The organism is Helicobacter cetorum, assembly GCF_900198405.1.
Classification (GTDB): Bacteria; Campylobacterota; Campylobacteria; order Campylobacterales; family Helicobacteraceae; genus Helicobacter; species Helicobacter cetorum_C.
Window position 1 is genome coordinate 62,751 of the sequence record NZ_FZMR01000004.1, and the last position, 16,966, is coordinate 79,716.

General features: G+C 37.3%; 31 protein-coding genes and 1 pseudogene. 1 reads left to right on the forward strand and 31 read right to left on the reverse strand.

Features of this window, described 5'->3' with window-relative positions; translation table 11 throughout:
• Positions 1–23: 23 nt before the first annotated feature.
• The 31 genes and pseudogenes from C6H25_RS01950 to rpsJ all read right to left on the reverse strand — a co-directional run bounded on the left by C6H25_RS01950 (position 24) and on the right by rpsJ (position 15,626).
• Positions 24–1,013 carry a DNA adenine methylase gene (locus tag C6H25_RS01950; protein ID WP_104747811.1) on the reverse strand — a complete coding sequence of 330 codons (990 nt, stop codon included), beginning with the start codon at positions 1,011–1,013 and terminating at the stop codon, positions 24–26.
• Positions 1,010–1,643 (reverse strand): annotated as a pseudogene (locus tag C6H25_RS01955) (HNH endonuclease). Before C6H25_RS01955 ends, C6H25_RS01950 begins: the two are co-directional and overlap by 4 nt.
• A 106-nt stretch (positions 1,644–1,749) precedes the next feature.
• On the reverse strand, positions 1,750–2,100 hold the full coding sequence (rplQ, locus tag C6H25_RS01960) for a 50S ribosomal protein L17 (protein WP_104747812.1): 351 nt from the start codon (positions 2,098–2,100) through the stop codon (positions 1,750–1,752).
• Complete coding sequence (locus tag C6H25_RS01965; protein ID WP_104747813.1) at positions 2,100–3,134, reverse strand: DNA-directed RNA polymerase subunit alpha; 1,035 nt, start codon at positions 3,132–3,134, stop codon at positions 2,100–2,102. Before C6H25_RS01965 ends, rplQ begins: the two co-directional genes overlap by 1 nt.
• A gap of 11 nt (positions 3,135–3,145) precedes the next feature.
• Entirely contained in the window at positions 3,146–3,772 is a 627-nt protein-coding gene (rpsD, locus tag C6H25_RS01970) for a 30S ribosomal protein S4 (RefSeq protein WP_104747814.1), read from the reverse strand.
• A 9-nt stretch (positions 3,773–3,781) separates the two neighbouring features.
• The gene (gene rpsK, locus C6H25_RS01975) at positions 3,782–4,177 is read right to left on the reverse strand and encodes a 30S ribosomal protein S11 (protein WP_014659314.1); all 396 of its coding nucleotides are present in this window, start codon (positions 4,175–4,177) and stop codon (positions 3,782–3,784) included.
• Between the two features lie 25 nt (positions 4,178–4,202).
• Positions 4,203–4,565 carry a 30S ribosomal protein S13 gene (gene rpsM / locus C6H25_RS01980; RefSeq protein ID WP_014660295.1) on the reverse strand — a complete coding sequence of 121 codons (363 nt, stop codon included), beginning with the start codon at positions 4,563–4,565 and terminating at the stop codon, positions 4,203–4,205.
• A gap of 3 nt (positions 4,566–4,568) precedes the next feature.
• Complete coding sequence (gene rpmJ, locus C6H25_RS01985; RefSeq protein WP_000868339.1) at positions 4,569–4,682, reverse strand: 50S ribosomal protein L36; 114 nt, start codon at positions 4,680–4,682, stop codon at positions 4,569–4,571.
• Between the two features lie 77 nt (positions 4,683–4,759).
• The gene (infA, locus tag C6H25_RS01990) at positions 4,760–4,978 is read right to left on the reverse strand and encodes a translation initiation factor IF-1 (protein ID WP_014659316.1); all 219 of its coding nucleotides are present in this window, start codon (positions 4,976–4,978) and stop codon (positions 4,760–4,762) included.
• Complete coding sequence (map, locus tag C6H25_RS01995) at positions 4,978–5,739, reverse strand: type I methionyl aminopeptidase (protein WP_104747815.1); 762 nt, start codon at positions 5,737–5,739, stop codon at positions 4,978–4,980. Before map ends, infA begins: the two co-directional genes overlap by 1 nt.
• Entirely contained in the window at positions 5,739–7,001 is a 1,263-nt protein-coding gene (gene secY, locus C6H25_RS02000) for a preprotein translocase subunit SecY (RefSeq protein WP_104747816.1), read from the reverse strand. The genes map and secY overlap by 1 nt, the downstream gene beginning before the upstream one ends.
• 55 nt (positions 7,002–7,056) lie before the next feature.
• Positions 7,057–7,458, reverse strand: a complete 402-nt coding sequence (rplO, locus tag C6H25_RS02005) for a 50S ribosomal protein L15 (RefSeq protein WP_104747817.1) — start codon at positions 7,456–7,458, stop codon at positions 7,057–7,059.
• Positions 7,459–7,473: 15 nt separating this feature from the next.
• Positions 7,474–7,917 (reverse strand): 30S ribosomal protein S5, encoded by a 444-nt coding sequence (gene rpsE / locus C6H25_RS02010; RefSeq protein WP_014659320.1) that lies wholly within the window; start codon positions 7,915–7,917, stop codon positions 7,474–7,476.
• Positions 7,918–7,932: 15 nt separating this feature from the next.
• Positions 7,933–8,289: a 50S ribosomal protein L18 gene (gene rplR, locus C6H25_RS02015; protein ID WP_104747818.1), complete on the reverse strand. Its 357-nt coding sequence runs from the start codon at positions 8,287–8,289 to the stop codon at positions 7,933–7,935.
• A gap of 13 nt (positions 8,290–8,302) precedes the next feature.
• The gene (rplF, locus tag C6H25_RS02020; RefSeq protein WP_104747819.1) at positions 8,303–8,839 is read right to left on the reverse strand and encodes a 50S ribosomal protein L6; all 537 of its coding nucleotides are present in this window, start codon (positions 8,837–8,839) and stop codon (positions 8,303–8,305) included.
• Positions 8,840–8,850: 11 nt separating this feature from the next.
• Positions 8,851–9,246, reverse strand: coding sequence for a 30S ribosomal protein S8 (rpsH, locus tag C6H25_RS02025; protein ID WP_104747820.1), 396 nt, complete (start codon positions 9,244–9,246; stop codon positions 8,851–8,853).
• Between the two features lie 10 nt (positions 9,247–9,256).
• Positions 9,257–9,442, reverse strand: a complete 186-nt coding sequence (locus C6H25_RS02030) for a type Z 30S ribosomal protein S14 (protein WP_104747821.1) — start codon at positions 9,440–9,442, stop codon at positions 9,257–9,259.
• A gap of 12 nt (positions 9,443–9,454) precedes the next feature.
• Positions 9,455–10,000, reverse strand: coding sequence for a 50S ribosomal protein L5 (gene rplE / locus C6H25_RS02035; protein ID WP_104747822.1), 546 nt, complete (start codon positions 9,998–10,000; stop codon positions 9,455–9,457).
• A gap of 12 nt (positions 10,001–10,012) precedes the next feature.
• Entirely contained in the window at positions 10,013–10,234 is a 222-nt protein-coding gene (rplX, locus tag C6H25_RS02040) for a 50S ribosomal protein L24 (RefSeq protein ID WP_104747823.1), read from the reverse strand.
• 1 nt (position 10,235) lies between these two features.
• Positions 10,236–10,604, reverse strand: a complete 369-nt coding sequence (gene rplN, locus C6H25_RS02045) for a 50S ribosomal protein L14 (protein ID WP_104747824.1) — start codon at positions 10,602–10,604, stop codon at positions 10,236–10,238.
• Between the two features lie 4 nt (positions 10,605–10,608).
• A complete protein-coding gene (rpsQ, locus tag C6H25_RS02050; RefSeq protein ID WP_104747825.1) occupies positions 10,609–10,869 on the reverse strand; it encodes a 30S ribosomal protein S17 in 261 nt (86 codons plus the stop codon).
• Positions 10,870–10,889: 20 nt separating this feature from the next.
• Positions 10,890–11,087 (reverse strand): 50S ribosomal protein L29, encoded by a 198-nt coding sequence (gene rpmC / locus C6H25_RS02055; RefSeq protein WP_104747826.1) that lies wholly within the window; start codon positions 11,085–11,087, stop codon positions 10,890–10,892.
• Positions 11,074–11,499, reverse strand: a complete 426-nt coding sequence (gene rplP, locus C6H25_RS02060) for a 50S ribosomal protein L16 (RefSeq protein ID WP_014659330.1) — start codon at positions 11,497–11,499, stop codon at positions 11,074–11,076. The genes rpmC and rplP overlap by 14 nt, the downstream gene beginning before the upstream one ends.
• A gap of 2 nt (positions 11,500–11,501) precedes the next feature.
• Complete coding sequence (gene rpsC / locus C6H25_RS02065) at positions 11,502–12,206, reverse strand: 30S ribosomal protein S3 (protein ID WP_104747827.1); 705 nt, start codon at positions 12,204–12,206, stop codon at positions 11,502–11,504.
• Positions 12,207–12,209: 3 nt separating this feature from the next.
• Positions 12,210–12,578, reverse strand: coding sequence for a 50S ribosomal protein L22 (gene rplV, locus C6H25_RS02070; protein ID WP_104747828.1), 369 nt, complete (start codon positions 12,576–12,578; stop codon positions 12,210–12,212).
• Between the two features lie 9 nt (positions 12,579–12,587).
• Positions 12,588–12,869 carry a 30S ribosomal protein S19 gene (gene rpsS / locus C6H25_RS02075; RefSeq protein WP_014659333.1) on the reverse strand — a complete coding sequence of 94 codons (282 nt, stop codon included), beginning with the start codon at positions 12,867–12,869 and terminating at the stop codon, positions 12,588–12,590.
• A gap of 11 nt (positions 12,870–12,880) precedes the next feature.
• Complete coding sequence (gene rplB, locus C6H25_RS02080; protein ID WP_104747829.1) at positions 12,881–13,711, reverse strand: 50S ribosomal protein L2; 831 nt, start codon at positions 13,709–13,711, stop codon at positions 12,881–12,883.
• A gap of 18 nt (positions 13,712–13,729) precedes the next feature.
• Positions 13,730–14,011, reverse strand: coding sequence for a 50S ribosomal protein L23 (locus C6H25_RS02085; protein ID WP_000763613.1), 282 nt, complete (start codon positions 14,009–14,011; stop codon positions 13,730–13,732).
• Between the two features lie 3 nt (positions 14,012–14,014).
• Positions 14,015–14,662: a 50S ribosomal protein L4 gene (gene rplD / locus C6H25_RS02090; RefSeq protein WP_104747830.1), complete on the reverse strand. Its 648-nt coding sequence runs from the start codon at positions 14,660–14,662 to the stop codon at positions 14,015–14,017.
• Positions 14,663–14,697: 35 nt separating this feature from the next.
• Positions 14,698–15,273 carry a 50S ribosomal protein L3 gene (rplC, locus tag C6H25_RS02095; protein ID WP_014659336.1) on the reverse strand — a complete coding sequence of 192 codons (576 nt, stop codon included), beginning with the start codon at positions 15,271–15,273 and terminating at the stop codon, positions 14,698–14,700.
• Between the two features lie 38 nt (positions 15,274–15,311).
• Complete coding sequence (gene rpsJ, locus C6H25_RS02100) at positions 15,312–15,626, reverse strand: 30S ribosomal protein S10 (RefSeq protein ID WP_014659337.1); 315 nt, start codon at positions 15,624–15,626, stop codon at positions 15,312–15,314.
• Between the two features lie 214 nt (positions 15,627–15,840).
• Between rpsJ and C6H25_RS02105 the strand changes: the two genes are divergently transcribed.
• Positions 15,841–16,944: an ATP-binding protein gene (locus C6H25_RS02105; protein ID WP_104747831.1), complete on the forward strand. Its 1,104-nt coding sequence runs from the start codon at positions 15,841–15,843 to the stop codon at positions 16,942–16,944.
• Positions 16,945–16,966: the final 22 nt, after the last annotated feature.

Sequence of the window (16,966 nt, forward strand, 5' to 3'; positions counted from 1 at the left end):
TTAAGATTAAAGCCTATACAAACCTACTTAATAAGGATATGCAAATATTCTTTGGTGTGTGTGGCTTTTTGTGCGCGTTTGTTATCAGCTTTAAAGCGTGTATAAGTTTTTGTGGCTAATGAGTAAGTGCCATACTTCTCTAAGATATTTCTAATCTCTGTTTCACTCATAAGCCCTTCGTTGTTATAGCTTAAAAAAATGTATTTAAATCGTGCTTTTTTTATCAAATTTTCAAAAGCGTTTAGGATTTTAGCACGAGAACAAAAAGATGATTTTTGATAGTTAGGCAAGCCAGTTTTTCCTCTTGGAATGAAAGGCTTGTAAGTGGCAATCGTGTTTAATAAATGGTAATTCGCTCCGTATTGTCTCGCATTATAAGGGGGGTCTAAATACAAAATATCCCCTGAAATTTTTTCAATCAAATCATTAGAATCTTGCTGATACACTTCGTTTAAATTTTTACTCAAATCAAAATGAGCGCTTTCTAATATCAGTTCTTTTGATGCGCTTCTTTTGAGTTGCTTTAAAAAAGCTCCATAAACCGAAGCGGTGTTAGCCACCTTGTCCGCACTCTCTAATAATGAAGCGAGCAAAAAGTAATAGGTGTTGCTATCAATACTTTGAGAAAGTTTGAGTTCTTCAATTTTTAAACGCATCGCATCAATTTTTTGAGCGTTTATTTCGCTAAAATACTGCCTTTTGCTCCCCCCTAAAGAATAATGCGAATAGATAAATCCTTTTTTTAAAGTAACGCTATTAAGCATGTTAATAAGCTCTTCTTTCTTAGGAATTTCTTTAGTGTTATAAATATAATTTTGATTCAATACAAAGCTATAATACTCCAAATCATTAGAAATCACCTTTTTAACATCTAGTTTAAACGCACGACCCACAATGCCTGTGCCAGCGAATAAATCACAAAAAATAGCGTTAGAGAGGTTGTTACCCACAACAGCGTGAATATTTTCTTTGATAAAAGCAATGAGCTTGTATTTAGAGCCGATGTAGTTCATATATTTTTATCCTTGTTGCAAAATTCTCTGTATTTAATGGGGTCATATTGATAGCAACCTTCACAACCTAACTTCTTCAGTATATTTTTCATTACCCTTATAAAAAGCAACAACAATTCCCGGAATTTGTGTTGCACTCCATCTAATACCACTCTCTTTACATTTTTTACAAATTTGGCGTTTTTTGTCATTACAAGCCTTACATAAAGCTTAGAAGTCGTCGAGAGTCTGTGTAGCTAAATTAGAAACTCTTGGATTATCTTTACGACCATCTTTATGGTCTATCTCTATTTTAGTGTTTTTAAAGTTACCATACACACCACACATGGCACAACATTGTTGTTTATAATAATCTTTAATGTCTTGGCGGATATTTTGATTAAAAATGAGTTTAGTATTGTAACCATTCAAGCGTATTCTATCAATAGAATTTCCTAAAGTTTGAGTTTTATCAAATTCCAAACTAAATTCTTTAGCTAAAGACGAGTTGGCTCTACACCAACTACCACCATTACCTAGTTGTAACTCTTGATATTTCTCTACAAATTCTGCAACGCTCACCCAACGGCTTACTCCATTTTCATTAGGTCTAGCAAGCTCTAAAAATAACTCTTTTTTACTTTTAGTCATTTTAAAACCTATTTTTTATAAAAATTTGAAGTTTTGTAATTTTAAAAAATAATGAAATTTTGCAACCAAAACTCATAAAGAGCTTTGGTTAATTGCAAATGAAAGCTTATACAAATTCAATTGTAGCGAGCGTAGAAGCATCCCCTCTTCTAAAAGTGGTGCGTTGGATTCTTGTATAACCACCATTTCTTTGTGCGTATTTAGGTGCGATTTCAGTTACAAGCTTGTGAGTAGCTTCTTTATTTTGCAAATAGGCAAAAACATGGCGGTGTGCATTAAAATCGCCTACACGAGCTACTGTTGTAAGCTTCTCAATGTAACTACGCAATTCTTTTGCCTTGTAAATTCCTGTTTCAATTTTATTATGTTCAATCAAAGCAATTGCTAAATTCTTTAACAATGCCTTTCTGTGCGAGCTTGTTCTACCAAGCTTGCGGTATCCGTGTCTATGTCTCATCAGTCGTTGCCTCCCTTATCTTCTAATTTTTCTAATCTTTTCTTTAAGTTTTCTTTCTGCTCAGAGCTTAATTCTGTGCCTACTGGATAACCTAAATCACTAAGCTTTTCTGCGATTTCATCATAAGACTTCTTGCCCATGTTTTTCACACCCTTAAGCTCCTCTTCACTCATTAAAACGAGTTCGCCTATATATTTAATGCCAATTTTATCCAAGCAGTTAAAGCATCTCGCACTCAAATTCATGGTTTCAATCTTAGCACTCAAATCTTTAGAGTCATCTTTTTGAGAGTAGTCGCTTGAATGCTCCGCATTTGCAATAGGTGTTTCGCCAAAAACTCCTAGTTGTTTACTCATAACTCTCACTGCAGATAAAAACGCATCATAGGGGTCAACTTGTCCATCAGTCTCAATATTAAAAATAATTCTCTCATAGTTAGGGTCTCCCTCAACTAAAACATTTTCAATATCATAAACCACATTTTTTATTGGCGTAAAAGAACAATCCAAAGGCATATATCCCTCAGGCATCAATTCTCTTACATTTTCGCTTGGGACATACCCCATACCCTTGTAAATAATGAGCGAAAAATTTAGTTGTGCATCTTCATTGATTGTCGCTAAAGGCATTTCAGGATTTACAATCTCTATATGCTCAGATGCCAAATCCTTAGCCTTAAGTTCTCTAGGTCCTTTGAAAGAATAATCCACCACGACCGATTGATTTTCAGAGGAAGTGCCTTGCTCTGCCAATTCCTTAGCTATAAAACGAATGTTTTTTAAATTCATTATAAAAAGCGAAACATCTTCAGTTACTCCTCTCAAAGAATCAAATTCATGATGCACGCCATCAATCTTTAATCCTACAGGAGCATACCCTACAGAACTTAAAAGCAACAATCTTCTAATGGGGTGGGCAAGCGTAACGGCATAACCAAACTCAAACGGAGCTAGAGAAATTTTGATATGATTACCTTCTTTCTCTAGCACCTTGATTTCTGAAGGAATCAAGGGCGCTGTTTTGATAAATTTCATGCTCTTACCCCTTACTTAGAATACAATTCTACGATTAATCTCTCTTCAATGGGAACAACCACTTCTTCCCTTTCAGGGTAGCGAGTAAAGATACCGTATTTTTTGTCTTTTTCCACATCAATCCATGGCACGATGCCTGTTTGAGCGGTTAAATCCATAGCACGCACTACTTGAGGGTTATTTTTAGTTTTTTCTATAATCTCAACCTTTTGCCCTGAACGCACAAAGTAAGATGGAATATCCAAACGCTTACCATCTACAAGCACATGCCCATGTGTTACCAACTGCCTAGCAGAACTTCTAGTAGTAGCAAATCCCATGCGATAGACTACATTATCCAATCTTCTCTCAATCAAACGAATGAGATTTTCACCCGTATTGCCATCTAAACGATTTGCCTCTACAAAGATACTTCTAAATTGTTTTTCAGAAATCCCATACATCATCTTAGCTTTTTGCTTTTCTCTTAACTGCAAACCATATTCAGAGATTTTGGCTCGTCTTTGTCCATGTTGACCCGGTCCATAGGCTCTCTTATCTAAAGCACTTTTTCCACTCAATCTTCTCTCGCCTTTTAAAGCCAGAGAAACCCCAAAACGCCTTTCTAATTTTTCTACTGCACCTCTATATCTTGCCATAAAATCTCCTTACACTCTTCTTCTTTTAGGTGGTCTGCAACCATTATGAGGAAGAGGGGTAATATCTTTTATCCAAAGCACCTTAATACCCTCAGTCGCACCCACGCTCTTAATGGCGGTTTCACGCCCGCTACCCGGACCTTGAACCTTAATGCCCACTTCTTTAACGCCATGCTCTTTAGCTTTGCTTAAAGCACTTTCTACAGCTTGTTGAGCCGCATAAGGAGTAGATTTTTTAGAACCCTTAAAGCCTAGACCACCTGCAGTGCTCCAGCAAATCACATTACCCATTTCATCAGTTATAGTGATATTTGTGTTATTAAAGGTTGCTGAAATATAAACAACCCCTCTAGCGATATTCTTTTTGACGACTTTCTTTTTAGTCGCTACATTTCTTTTAGCCATAAAACCATAATCTCCTTAATTTTTCCTACTTGCTACCAACGGTTTTTTTCTTACCCTTACGAGTTCTAGCGTTATTTTTTGTGGTTTGACCCCTTACAGGAAGACCCTTACGATGTCTAATGCCACGATAACTTCCTAAGTCCATTAAAGATTTTATATCCATTTGAACTTTCTTACGCAAATCACCCTCTACTAGATAGCTTTGTTGGATTTTTTTGGCAATGCTAGACACTTCATCTTCGCTCAATTCATGCACACGCTTATCAAAAGAAACGCCTACTGCCTCTAAAATCTCTCTTGAGCTTTTGAGACCAATCCCATAAATATAAGTAAGCGCATACTCAACTCTCTTTTTCTTTGGTAAATCTACACCAGAAATCCTTGCCATGCTTTATCCTTGTCTTTGTTTGTGTTTAGGGGTAGCACAGATAACTCTGATAACGCCCCTTCTCTTAATAATTTTGCACTTATCGCACATCTTCTTTACTGATGGCCTGACTTTCATAATTTCGCTCCTTTGATATTAGGCACTACTAAAAACTTTTATAATATCATGTTTTCGTTAAAATAACTCTTAAGGCACTATTTATACCTAAAAGTTATCCGACCTTTGTCTAAACTATAGGGCGTAAGCTCTAGCTTGACCCTATCACCTAAAGAAATCCTAATGTAGTGCATGCGCATCTTTCCAGAAATCCTGCACAGCACTACATGTTTGTTGTCTAACTCTACTTTGAAAGTAGCATTAGGCAACGCCTCAATCACTTTTCCATCAACTTCTATAACATCATCTCTTGCCATTAATGCTCCGTAAGAATCACTGCTTTATTGTCAATAATTGCGATAGTATGCTCATGGTGGCTTGTATTAAGCCCATCCACTGAAACCACGCTCCACTTGTCCTCTAGTATTTTAGGCTCACCCTGTTTTTGACATACCATAGGCTCTAAGCAAAATACCATGCCTTCTTTGATTTTAGGCCCACTATTTGGCTTCACACCCTTTTCTAGGTAATTAGGAATTTCAGGTTCTTCATGGGGTTTTCTACCAATGCCATGTCCACAAAACCCTTTCAAAGGCACAAAACCCCTTCCTACAATAGCACCCTCTAAAATTTGACTCAACTCTTTAAAATGCATGCCCACTTCAATCAAACTAATGGCATGCATTAAGGTATCCTTAGAGCAAGCGAGCAATTTCTCATCTTGTGAGCTTATCGCACCTACAGGAAGCGTAACAGCCGCATCGCCATAATAGCCATCAATCTCCACCCCCAAATCCAAGCCTATAATATCGCCCTCTTGTAAAACATAATTAGTAGGAATACCATGAATTACAATTGTATTCAGCGACATGCATACAGAATTAGGAAATCCATATAACCCCTTAAAAGCAGGTCTAGCCCCAAAAGATTTGATGAAATCTTCAGCCATTTTATCCAACTCTAAAAGTGAAACACCGGGTTTTACTTCTTGTTCCAAAAAAGCTAAGGTTTTAGCGGTGAGTTCTCCGGCCTTTCTCAGAGCTTTGATTTCTTTGGGGCTTTTAATAGAAATTGCCATTAAAAGCCTACCGCACTCAGAGTCTTATACTTGCTCATATAAACCTGTGCTTCAATTTTCTTCATGGTATCAATGGCGACTTGAACCACAATCAACACTGCAGTGCCTCCAAAATAAAAGGGCACACCCATAGCCTTCACTAAAATCCAAGGCACAGTAGAGATTAATGCCAAATACAATGAGCCCCATAAAGTGAGCTTACTTGCTACAGAATTTAAAAAAGATGAAGTTCCCTCTCCGGGTCTAAGTCCCGGAATATACCCACCATTACGCCTTAAATTGTCCGCAATGTCCTTAGAATTAAACACAATAGAAGAGTAAAAATAAGCAAAGAATATAATGAGTAAGAACATTAAAATATTATACGCATACCCTTGCGGACTTAAAAAATCCGCAATAGCTTGCAAGGTTTTATTGCTTGTGGCTTGCTGCAAAATAGTGGAAGGAAATACGAGCAACGCTGAAGCAAAAATCGGTGGAATCACTCCGCTTAAATTTAGCTTAATAGGAATGTAATTCATAATGCGCTTATTTTGGTTTTGCATAACCACTTTGCGTGCGTAAGAAATGGGAATCCTTCGCTCCGCTAATTCTACATAGATAATAACAAAAATTGTTGCCAAAACAATCAATACAATACCAATCAGCATTAAGATATTGATAACGCCGGTATTGACAAGATTGAATGTGCCTGAAATTGCCGAAGGAATCCCTGAAACAATCCCCGCAAAAATAATGAGACTAATCCCATTACCCACGCCTCGTTGTGTGATTTGCTCCCCTATCCACATAAGCAACATCGTTCCTGTAAGCATAGAAAACGCTGAAACCACTATAAAGACTTGCATATCAATCATAATAGCCCCATTCGCTCCACCGCTAATGCTTCTTAAGCCAACTGAAACACTCACTGCTTGTATTAAAGTGATTAAAATGGTTAGATAGCGAACAATTTGCATGTATTTTTGCATGCCATCTCGCTCTTTCTTCATTTTAGCTAAGTTAGGAAAAGTGGCACTCAAAAGTTCCATAATAATGGAAGAAGTGATGTAAGGCATAATACCCAAAGAAATAATACTCAAGCGAGAAACCGCATTACCGCTAAACATATTAAACAGCCCCAAGGCATTATTTGAATTGCTATCAAAAAAGGCCTTAATCGCTGCTAAATCTACGCCGGGAATGGGAATATAAGCTAATACTCTGTAGAGAAATAAAAAACCTAAAGTGATGAGTATCTTACTAGCAATGGCTTTATTCATAATCTTACTTATCCTTATTCCTCTAATTTCAAATTAAGCTGGTAAGGCCAAAGCATTACTTCTGCCCGCTTGTTGTAATTCTCTCATCTTTGATTTTAGAAGCCAATGTTTTTGCATCTTTACCAATCAATTTCACGCCTTCAATATAAAGGGGAAAATGATGCACCTCACGCAAGCTTGAAAAAGTAATTTCTTCTAAGCTCTTAATAACTTCACATTTTTCTATATTGATAGAATAAATATGAGAATCTTTAGTCCTAAAGCCTACTTTAGGAAGACGGCGTTGCAAAGGTTGTTGACCGCCCTCAAAGCCTCTTTTGGCTTTATAGCCGGTTCTTGCTGTTTGACCTTTACCACCTCTTGTAGCAGTTTTTCCCATACCGCTACCTTGTCCACGACCTACGCGCTTGATTTTTTTAACGCTACCTTTAGCTGGTTTTAAATTTTCTAATCCCATAACAATCCTTTTAAATTACGCTTTAATCTTAGCTAGAGCGTCAAAAGTCGCACGCACAACATTATAAGGGTTATTTGAGCCTAAAGACTTGGTTAGAATATCCTTAATGCCTGCCAATTCAATAATAGGGCGTGTTGAACCCCCAGCAATCACTCCTGTTCCCTCGCTTGCAGGTTTCAATAAGATACGACTCGCATTGTATTTATGCTCAATATCATGGGCAATGGTTGTTCCCTTGATGGTTACATGAATAAGATTTTTAAACGCATCATCTACAGCTTTTTTAATCGCATCGGGAACTTCCTTAGCCTTACCTAAACCAAACCCTACAAGCCCATTCTTATTGCCTACAACCACTAAAGCATTGAAACGAAATCTTCTACCGCCTTTAACTACTTTGGTTACACGACCAATATTGACGACTACTTCTTGAAATTCTTCTCTATTAATCTCTTCCATACTTTTCCTTTCTAATTATAGGACAATCCCATTCTCTCTCAAAGTCTCTGCAAATGTAGCTACAACCCCATGGTAAAGATAGCCATTCCTATCATAAACCACTTGCTCAATGCCTGCTTTTTTCAATTCTTCAGCAAAGAGAGTGCCTAATTTTTTAGCATCTTCTTGTGTATTTTTAAAGCCCATTTTTCTGCCATCAATGTGTGCTATTGTGCTTTGCTTGACATCATCAATCGCTTGAGCATAAAAATAGCGGTTTGAACGAAATACGCTCACCCTTGGTCTCATAGCATCGCCAAAGAGTTTGCTTTTAATTCTTGATTTTCTGCGTTCTCTTAAGGCTTTCTTTTTATATAGTGCTTTTGCGTTCATCACTTTACCTTACTTATTTTTTAGCTGTCTTACCAGCTTTTCTAATAATGACTTCATCGCTGTATTTCACGCCCTTGCCCTTGTATGGCTCTGGTGGTCTAAAACTTCTAATTTCAGCAGCAACTTGTCCTACTTTTTGCTTATCACTCCCCTTTATAGTAATAGTGTTCTTTTCTACTACCATTTCAATCCCTTCTGGAATAGGGTATTTAACCGGATGGCTAAAGCCTAAGCTTAAATCTAAAGTTTTACCGCTTAAAGCCACCTTATAACCCACGCCATTCACTTCCAAAGTCTTAGAAAAACCGGTGCTTAATCCAATAACAATGTTATTCGCTAAAGCCCCATAAGTTCCCCAATAAGCCCTAGATTGCGGATCCTCACCTACAGGCTGAAAACTTAATTTATTTGCCTCAAGCACGATTTTAACTCGGCTGTGAGTTTCTAGCTCATGCTTTTCTTTGCTGTTTTTAAAAAGCAATTTACTCCCCTCAACATTTACTTGCACAGAGCTTGGGATTTCAATGATTCTTTTTCCAATTCTTGACATCTTTTAATCCTTTACCAAATACTGCAAAGCACTTCGCCACCGACATTTTGTCTGTAAGCTTCTTCATTAGTAATCACACCCTTAGAAGTGCTTACCACAATCACGCCATAGCCATTTTTAAAGCGCTTTAACTCACTCTTTTGCTTATACACACGACGACCGGGCTTACTCAAGCGTTTCACTTCACTAATTTTTGAATGCCCTTTTTCATCATAAGCTAATTGCACAAAAATAGATTGTTTCTTATCTTTATCTTTGATATTATAATCCTTGATGAAACCTTTTTCTTTAAAAATTTCTAAAATGGAAACTACAATCTTGGCATAATAAAGCTGTGTAACTTCTAAGCGACGCATAGAAGCATTTCTCAAGCGAGTTAATGAATCTGCAATTATATCATTTACCATATTTTATTCCTTACCAACTAGCTTTTCTAAGACCTGGGATTAATCCCTCATTGCCCATTTTTCTAAGGCATACTCTACAAAGTCCAAAATCTCTATAAACAGAATGAGGTCTGCCACAAATCCTACATCTAGTATAAGCTCTTACTTGAAATTTTGGTTTTCTCTTTGCCTTTGCTATCATTGATTTTTTAGCCATATTCTTAATCCCTTATCTTACTTTTGCAAAAGGCAGTCCAAGCAATTCTAATAACTTGAACGCTTCTTTATCGCTGTCTGTAGAAGTTACCATAGTGATATTCATTCCATGACTCACCATAATATCATCATAAACCACTTCTGGGAAAATCAATTGCTCATTGATACCAAAGGTATAGTTCCCACGCCCATCAAAACCATTTCGTGAAATCCCTCTAAAGTCCTTCACTCTAGGTAAAGAAATCACAATAAGCTTTTCTAAGAAATTATACATGCGTTTATTTCTTAAAGTAACTTTAGCACCTACTGCCATACCCTCTCTAATCTTAAACCCTGCAACAGATTTTTTTGCCTTGGTAATAACTGCTTTTTGCCCTGCAATCAAAGAAATTGTTTGAGCGATATTTTGCATGATTTTCATGTCTTTTGAATGCATGCCAGCACCTACGCTAATAACAATCTTTTCCAACTTAGGCAAAAGCATAGGGTTAGTAATCCCTAATTCTTGTGCGAGTTTCGCTCGCACTTCATCTTGATAAAATTGTTTTAAACCAAACATAACAAGAACTCCTTATGCTTTCTTCACATTAGAAATATGCATGGGCTTTTCTTTTTGGATAAAGCCCCCCTTAGGGTTATCATCAGTAGGCTTAATCGCTTTTTTTACTACCTTGCACCCTTCTACAATCACTTCAGAAGTCTTAGGAAATACAGCCAAAACCTTAGCTACTTTTCCCTTATCATCTCCTGCAATGATTTTAACCATGTCATCTTTTTTAATTTTGCATTTCATATTATAAAACCTCCGGTGCTAGAGAAATAATTTTCATAAAATTAGCATAACGCACTTCTCTGCTCACTGGTCCAAAAATCCTTGTGCCAATAGGGTCTTTTTTAGCATCTAAGATAACAGCTGCATTATCATCAAAACGCACCAAAGAACCATTTTTTCTTTGAATCTCTTTCTTAGTTCTAACAATAACCGCTTTTACAACCTGACCGCGTTTAACCTTACCATTAGGGATAGCTTTCTTTACAGAAGCTACAATCACGCTACCTACTGTTGCATAACGCTTATGGCTCCCACCTAATACCTTAATACACATGATTTCTTTAGCACCGCTATTATCTGCTACGGTTAATCTTGTAAAACTTTGTATCATAGCCTTATACTCCTACCACTAAAATTTCTTTGAGTGTAAAAGACTTAGTTTTAGAAATAGGCTTGCACTCAATCGCACTCACAAAATCTCCTACTTTTACTTGATTGTCTTGGTCATGGATAGTGTATTTCTTAAACTTCTTAACAATCTTGCGGTATTTTGCATGCACTACCTTTCTTTCTACAAGAATAACGGCACTTTTTTCAGCAAACTTGCTGATAACCTTGCCTTGCACTAGCCTTTTATGTGGCTCTTTAGTATTCATAACTTTTACCCTTTTTCTTACTAAACATTTGAAGAATAATGCGCATTAATGGCGGTATTAATGCGAGCGATATTTCTTCTAGCTTTCTTAATCTCATTAGGATTACTCAATTGCATAGCCTTTAGCTTAATGCGTAACTCAAAAAGCTCCGCTTTCTTAGCATGCAACAACTCTTTTAATTCCGTGATACTTTTATCTTTCAATTCAGTATATTTCATTTTCGCTCTCACAAGTTACAATTTTAGTTTTAAAAGGAAGTTTGCTCTGAGCTAATGCTAAAGCTTCTCTAGCTAGTCCTTCTTCAATTCCTAACATTTCATAAACAATCCTACCGGGCTTGATATTCATCACCCATTTTTCTACAGAGCCTTTACCTTTACCCATTCTAGTTTCTAAAGGCTTAGCAGTTAAAGGCTTATCAGGAAATACCCTAATCCACACCTTACCCGCTCTTTTAATGTGCCTAGTCATAGCCACCCTTGCGGATTCAATTTGGCGTGAATCAATTCTTCCATGCTCTATAGCTTTAATCGCAATATCTCCAAACGCAATAGAGTTACCGCGATAGGCTTTACCACGATTGCGTCCTTTCATTTGCTTTCTATATTTTGTTCTTTTTGGCATTAACATAATTATTGCCTCCCTCTTCTACTTCTTCTAGGCTCTCTTTCTTCTCTAGCTTCTTCTTTCTTTTCAAATTGAATGCCTTTTTGTAAAACTTCCCCTTTGAAAATCCATACTTTTACGCCAATAATACCATATACGGTCATCGCTTCTGCAAAGCCATAATCAATCTTGGCCCTTAAAGTGTGTAATGGCACACGCCCTTCCATATACCATTCTGTGCGAGCGATTTCAGCCCCTGCTAAACGACCAGAAACACGCACTTTAACACCTTTAGCACCAGATTTTAATGCCCCCTGCATAACTTTTTTCATTGCACGGCGGAAAGCTACTCTTTTTTCTAGTTGGGTCGCTACATTTTCTGCTGCTAATTGAGCGTTGGCTTGTGGGCGTTTGACTTCCTTAATATTAATGGAAACTTCTTTTTTGATAAGCTTTTTTAGGCCTTCTTTGACTTTCTCAATATCCACGCCTTTCTTACCAATGATAAGTCCCGGACGAGCTGCCACAACTGTAACACGCAATTTTTTAGCCGCTCTTTCAATCACAATTTCGCTCACACCAGCATAATAAAGCTCTTTTTTAAGAAACTTCCTAATTTGATGGTCTTCATCAATATTGCTTGGAGCTGTGCGAGTGCTAGGAAACCATCTAGAAGTCCAATTCCTATTAATGCCTAATCTCAAACCTATCGGATTAACTTTTTGTCCCATGCCCTATTTACCTTCTGCTTTATTTTTTTTATGGCTTTTAGAAGATTTCATTTCTTTTCCTTCTGCTACTTCTACTAATACATGAGATGTTGGCTTTCTAATTGCTGTAGCTCTTCCTTTAGCTCTTGGCATGGAGCGTCTAAGCACAGGACCTGCATCCACTCTACAGGAAACAATCATGGCACTCTTGGCATCTAAAGAGCCGTTAGCTACTGCAGAAGCAACTACCTTTGAAAGCACTCTGGCGGCTTTATTAGGCGTAAATTCCAAACTAGCAATCGCTAATTCTGCATTCATGCCTTGAATTTGTCTTGCAATCAATCTTGCTTTAGTAGGAGATAACCGCACAAATCTTAATAACGCTTTGCTCATTTTTTCCCCTTACTTACCAATCTTTTTTTGGACACTACCCTTGTGTCCTTTAAAGGTTCTTGTAGGAGCAAATTCTCCTAGCTTGTAACCCACATGGTTTTCTGTGATATAGACAGGAACAAAGACTCTTCCGTTATGCACATTATAGGTAAAACCAATCATTTCAGGCAAAATAGTGCTTCTTCTAGACCATGTTTTAATAGGACGATTATCCTTGCCCTCTTTTGCCTTAAGCGTTTTCTTCATCAAGTGGTCGTCTATAAAAGGACCTTTCTTAATTGACCTAGCCATTCTTTAACCCTTTATTTATGTTTCTTTCTAGAAATGATGAGCTTATCACTAGCTTTTTTTCTTCTAGTCTTATAGCCCTTAGCTGGAATACCCCAAGGCGATACAGGATGACCGCTTGTCCCTGTTTTACCTTCACCACCACCATGCGGGTGATCTACTGGGTTCATCGCACTACCACGAGTTTGTGGGCGAATCCCTCTATGGCGGTTACGCCCTGCTTTACCAATAGAAACATTGATAAAATCCTCATTCCCTACCACGCCAATAGTCGCCATGCACTCACTTAAAATGTAGCGCATTTCAGAACTTGGCATTCTAAGAATAGTATATTTACCCTCTCTACCCATAATTTGAGCGCTCATACCCGCACTTCTTGCTAATTGTCCGCCAGCCCCCGGATGCATTTCAATATTATGCACCACAGTTCCAATAGGGATATTTTTTAACTTCATTGCAAAGCCTACTTTAATATCTAAGCCACCTTCAGCTGCAATAATGCTATCCCCTACCTTTAGCCCACTTGGCTGTAAAATGTAGCGCTTATCCCCATCAGGATAAACTACCAATGCGATGCGTGAATTTCTGTATGGGTCATATTCAATCGCAGAAACTTTTCCCTCAATATTGTATTTATTGCGTTTAAAATCAATAATGCGGTAGAGTTTTTTAGCCCCACGCTCTTTATGACGGCTAGTAATGCGCCCATTATTGTTTCTACCCGCTGTTGCTTTAAGCTTAGTTAGTAAGCCTCTAACACTACTTTTTGCTGTAATGTCTTTAGAATCCAATACAGACATAAAGCGTCTGCTTGGTGTGTAGGGCTTATAAGTTTTAATCGCCATAGCACCTTCTCCTTTCTACTAAGCGCCAAGGGCGGCAATGCTAGCGCCCTCTGGAACTTTCACATAAAATTTCTTAAACGACTTTCTTTGCCCAAGCTTGCCTCTAAAGCGTTTAACCTTACCCTCTTGCTTCAAAGAATTGATTTTTAAAGGCTCAAAGCCAAAGTAAGTTTTAAACACTTCCTTGAGTTGGTTTTTAGTAACATTTTGAGCCGTTTGAACTACTAAAACACCTTTTTCTTGCAATCCTAATGACTTTTCAGTGTAAAGAATTGACTTTATATCCATGATGTCTGCCATTTTTTACTCCTCTGTCTTATCTTGCACAACATGCTGAAAAGCTGCTTCTTCCATAACCACAGAGCTAAACGCCGCTAAAAGATAAGCATTTAACTCGCAAACATCAATAATAAGACACTTCTTAAGGTTACTAAAAGCTAACTCAGTGTATTTGTCCATATTCATGCACACAAATAAAGTATCTCGCTGCTCCAAAGCTTGAAACATCTTGCTAACTTCTTTAGTTAAATGTTTTCTTTTATTATCTTCAACCACGCCTTCTATAGCGATTTTTTCCACCACAAAAAGCTTGTTAGCTTGTGCTTTTTCTTCTAAAGCGTATTCCAAAGCCAGACGCTTTTGCTTCTTGTTGATTTTAAGATTGTAATTGCGGTTATTCGTAGCCCCATGAGATACACCTCCGCCTACAAATACAGGCGAAGTGATACTTCCTGCTCTAGCTCTTCCACCCCCTTTTTGTGCCCAAGGCTTTCTACCACCTCCGCTGACCTCAGAGCGGTTCTTACTCTTAGCGGTATTTGCACGCATAGAAGATAAATAGTGCTTTACATATAGATAGAGATTATGGCTGTTGATATTCTCATATCTTTTAGGCAATTCAACATTACCCTTTTCTTTCAAATGGCTGTCTAAAACGATGGCCTTACTCATATCAAACCCTTTATATTATATATTCAATTATGGTTTTATAACGCTCTAATGCGTCCATAAGCACCAGAAAAACCGGCTACTGAACCCTTTAGCACTAATACCATGCTTTCTTTATCAAAAGAAACAACCTCGTTTTGACAAGTTACTAGCTCATTGCCATAGTGCCCTGCCATTTTCCTACCCTTTTGCACTCTTCCTGGCCACTCTCTATTACCGATAGAGCCGGGGCGGCGATGGAAACGGCTACCATGAGCTGCAGGACCACCTTGGAAATTCCAACGCTTCATGACCCCTGCAAAACCTCGCCCCTTAGTCTTAAAGCTCGCCTTAACTCTCTTAAGTGTTTCTAAAACGCTTACATCTAAGTCGCCAAGCTCTTGCTGATGAGTTGCCTTTAAGGTAGCGAAGTGGTTAAACTCTTTGCTGAGCTGGTATTTCTTTTGCTGACCCTCAATCGCTTTATTATGTTTCTTATGCATAGCATAGGCCACTAAAGCTTTTCCATTTTCTAGCTGGCACACCTTAGCTTGTAAAACTTTAAGCAAAGTTACAGGCGTGCTGTTAGCATCAATGGTGCGGCTCATGCCTATCTTTTGAACTAAAAATTCCATATTCTAACCCTTATTTTATTAGTCTCAATGCGTTCAAACTACTTAGTTTCCATAGAAGTAACTTCTACATCTACTTCTGGAGCCAAGTCTAACTTCATCAAGCTATCTACGGTTTCTGGGGTGGCCGAAATAATATCAATCAATCGGCTATAAACCCTAATCTCAAACTGCTCTCTTGAATCCTTGTTGATGTGTGGAGAGCGTAAAACGGTGTAACGCTTGTTCTTAGTCGGTAAAGGAATAGGCCCTCTAATTTCAGAACCTGAACGCTTTACTGCTTCCACAATAGCCACAACGGAGCGGTCCAACACTCTATGGTCATAAGCTTTGAGCTTCAACCTGATTTTTTCCATAAAAAACTCTCCTAAAAGAACTCGTTTCACTTATTTCTAAATAGAGTAAAACAATAAATTAAAAACTAAAATACTACTAAAATTGAGCTACTTAGTCAATAATTCTAACGCTTTTTAGGCACTTTTTAGAATGTTTTACTTCCTTTTTGTAAGGAAATATGGCATGCTTTGATTATCTAAAAACACTATTTGCATTTTTAAACTTGGAGTTACCATGCCATTTTCGTGTTTATATCCTTTTGGCCCTTTTGATACTTTCTCTCATTCTTTTTTACAAAACCCTCTTTTAGCCCTAGATAGCGATAAAATCTGTCTTTTAGGAGCTCCTCAAGTTGGAAAAACTTCGTTTGCTCTTGATATGACAAAGCATTTTAAAAATCCCATTTATATAGATTATAATGATATGCGTTTAAACAAAGATGTTTTAAACTCTTGGCTATTAAAATGGTATTTAGAAAAGAAAATGGACTTACTCATTTTAGACAATGTAGAACAATTAGATTTTAGCCTCCCAAAACTCCCTAAAATCGTGCTAATCCCTAGCCCCTTAAGCTCTCTTAAAATCCCACAAGATTTTTCCCCTTGCTATGCGTTAGGACTAAGTTTTAAAGAGTATGTTAGCTCTTTTAAACCAAATACCCCCAAAAATACTCTATTCAACCGCTTTTTAAAAGAAGGTAACGCACTAGATTCACGCTTTTTTGAAAGTCATAGCGAGCGAGAAAAGACTTTACAAAAACAAAAAAATATCAAACTTGCTTTTCAAGCTCATGCCCCCCTACTCGCTAAAATATGCGCTCATCAATCACATTTTACGACCGCTTTTTATCTCTACACGCAATTTAAAAAAGAACTTAAAATCTCTAAAGATACTCTTTATAAATTCCTACATACCTTAGAAGAAAAACACCTTATTTTTTTAGTCCCAAGTTTTGAAAATAATAAAAGCAAGCTTTATCTATATGATTTTGCCCTACCATACTATCTAACCCCTAATCCATCGCTTTTAAGCGTGTTTGAAAACATGGTTTTTTTAGAGCTTTATAAACAATTCCCTCACTATAAAATTTGCGTTCAAGATAATGGCCTTTTTATCCTACTTGAAGATTCAATTCCTAAAATAGCGTTTATAGCCCATGTTTTTCCCACACCGGCATTTTTAGACAAACAGCTCGCATGGTGTAATAAACACTCTTTAAAAAGCTTTATTATTTCTATCAATGGTGCCTCAGCAAACCATTCTCAAACCTTTCCTAAAAACCAAAAACACATCAGTTTTATAGAATTTTCTTTAAATTTAAAATATATTTTGATATAATTTCTATCTATCTATCTATCTA

Bases quoted from the DNA above. Each gene is read 5' to 3' on its own strand.
- rpmC (WP_104747826.1), bottom strand. From the start codon at position 11,087: ATGAAATATACTGAATTGAAAGATAAAAGTATCACGGAATTAAAAGAG.
- rpsJ (WP_014659337.1), bottom strand. From the start codon at position 15,626: ATGGAAAAAATCAGGTTGAAGCTCAAAGCTTATGACCATAGAGTGTTG.
- rplC (WP_014659336.1), bottom strand. From the start codon at position 15,273: ATGGAATTTTTAGTTCAAAAGATAGGCATGAGCCGCACCATTGATGCT.
- rpsM (WP_014660295.1), bottom strand. From the start codon at position 4,565: ATGGCAAGGATTTCTGGTGTAGATTTACCAAAGAAAAAGAGAGTTGAG.
- rplF (WP_104747819.1), bottom strand. From the start codon at position 8,839: ATGTCAAGAATTGGAAAAAGAATCATTGAAATCCCAAGCTCTGTGCAA.
- rplO (WP_104747817.1), bottom strand. From the start codon at position 7,458: ATGGGATTAGAAAATTTAAAACCAGCTAAAGGTAGCGTTAAAAAAATC.
- rplR (WP_104747818.1), bottom strand. From the start codon at position 8,289: ATGAACGCAAAAGCACTATATAAAAAGAAAGCCTTAAGAGAACGCAGA.
- rpsK (WP_014659314.1), bottom strand. From the start codon at position 4,177: ATGGCTAAAAGAAATGTAGCGACTAAAAAGAAAGTCGTCAAAAAGAAT.
- rplE (WP_104747822.1), bottom strand. From the start codon at position 10,000: ATGTTTGGTTTAAAACAATTTTATCAAGATGAAGTGCGAGCGAAACTC.
- rplQ (WP_104747812.1), bottom strand. From the start codon at position 2,100: ATGAGACATAGACACGGATACCGCAAGCTTGGTAGAACAAGCTCGCAC.
- rplP (WP_014659330.1), bottom strand. From the start codon at position 11,499: ATGTTAATGCCAAAAAGAACAAAATATAGAAAGCAAATGAAAGGACGC.
- rpsE (WP_014659320.1), bottom strand. From the start codon at position 7,917: ATGGAAGAGATTAATAGAGAAGAATTTCAAGAAGTAGTCGTCAATATT.
- rpsD (WP_104747814.1), bottom strand. From the start codon at position 3,772: ATGGCAAGATATAGAGGTGCAGTAGAAAAATTAGAAAGGCGTTTTGGG.
- rpsQ (WP_104747825.1), bottom strand. From the start codon at position 10,869: ATGAATACTAAAGAGCCACATAAAAGGCTAGTGCAAGGCAAGGTTATC.
- rpsC (WP_104747827.1), bottom strand. From the start codon at position 12,206: ATGGGACAAAAAGTTAATCCGATAGGTTTGAGATTAGGCATTAATAGG.
- infA (WP_014659316.1), bottom strand. From the start codon at position 4,978: ATGGCAAGAGATGATGTTATAGAAGTTGATGGAAAAGTGATTGAGGCG.
- rplD (WP_104747830.1), bottom strand. From the start codon at position 14,662: ATGAGTAAGGCCATCGTTTTAGACAGCCATTTGAAAGAAAAGGGTAAT.
- C6H25_RS01950 (WP_104747811.1), bottom strand. From the start codon at position 1,013: ATGAACTACATCGGCTCTAAATACAAGCTCATTGCTTTTATCAAAGAA.
- map (WP_104747815.1), bottom strand. From the start codon at position 5,739: ATGGCAATTTCTATTAAAAGCCCCAAAGAAATCAAAGCTCTGAGAAAG.
- rplX (WP_104747823.1), bottom strand. From the start codon at position 10,234: ATGAAATGCAAAATTAAAAAAGATGACATGGTTAAAATCATTGCAGGA.
- rplN (WP_104747824.1), bottom strand. From the start codon at position 10,604: ATGATACAAAGTTTTACAAGATTAACCGTAGCAGATAATAGCGGTGCT.
- rpmJ (WP_000868339.1), bottom strand. From the start codon at position 4,682: ATGAAAGTCAGGCCATCAGTAAAGAAGATGTGCGATAAGTGCAAAATT.
- C6H25_RS01965 (WP_104747813.1), bottom strand. From the start codon at position 3,134: ATGAAATTTATCAAAACAGCGCCCTTGATTCCTTCAGAAATCAAGGTG.
- C6H25_RS02105 (WP_104747831.1), top strand. From the start codon at position 15,841: ATGCCATTTTCGTGTTTATATCCTTTTGGCCCTTTTGATACTTTCTCT.
- rplV (WP_104747828.1), bottom strand. From the start codon at position 12,578: ATGAGCAAAGCGTTATTAAGATTTGTGCGGTTATCTCCTACTAAAGCA.
- secY (WP_104747816.1), bottom strand. From the start codon at position 7,001: ATGAATAAAGCCATTGCTAGTAAGATACTCATCACTTTAGGTTTTTTA.
- rpsH (WP_104747820.1), bottom strand. From the start codon at position 9,246: ATGGTAAATGATATAATTGCAGATTCATTAACTCGCTTGAGAAATGCT.
- rplB (WP_104747829.1), bottom strand. From the start codon at position 13,711: ATGGCGATTAAAACTTATAAGCCCTACACACCAAGCAGACGCTTTATG.
- rpsS (WP_014659333.1), bottom strand. From the start codon at position 12,869: ATGGCTAGGTCAATTAAGAAAGGTCCTTTTATAGACGACCACTTGATG.
- C6H25_RS02085 (WP_000763613.1), bottom strand. From the start codon at position 14,011: ATGGCAGACATCATGGATATAAAGTCAATTCTTTACACTGAAAAGTCA.
- C6H25_RS02030 (WP_104747821.1), bottom strand. From the start codon at position 9,442: ATGGCTAAAAAATCAATGATAGCAAAGGCAAAGAGAAAACCAAAATTT.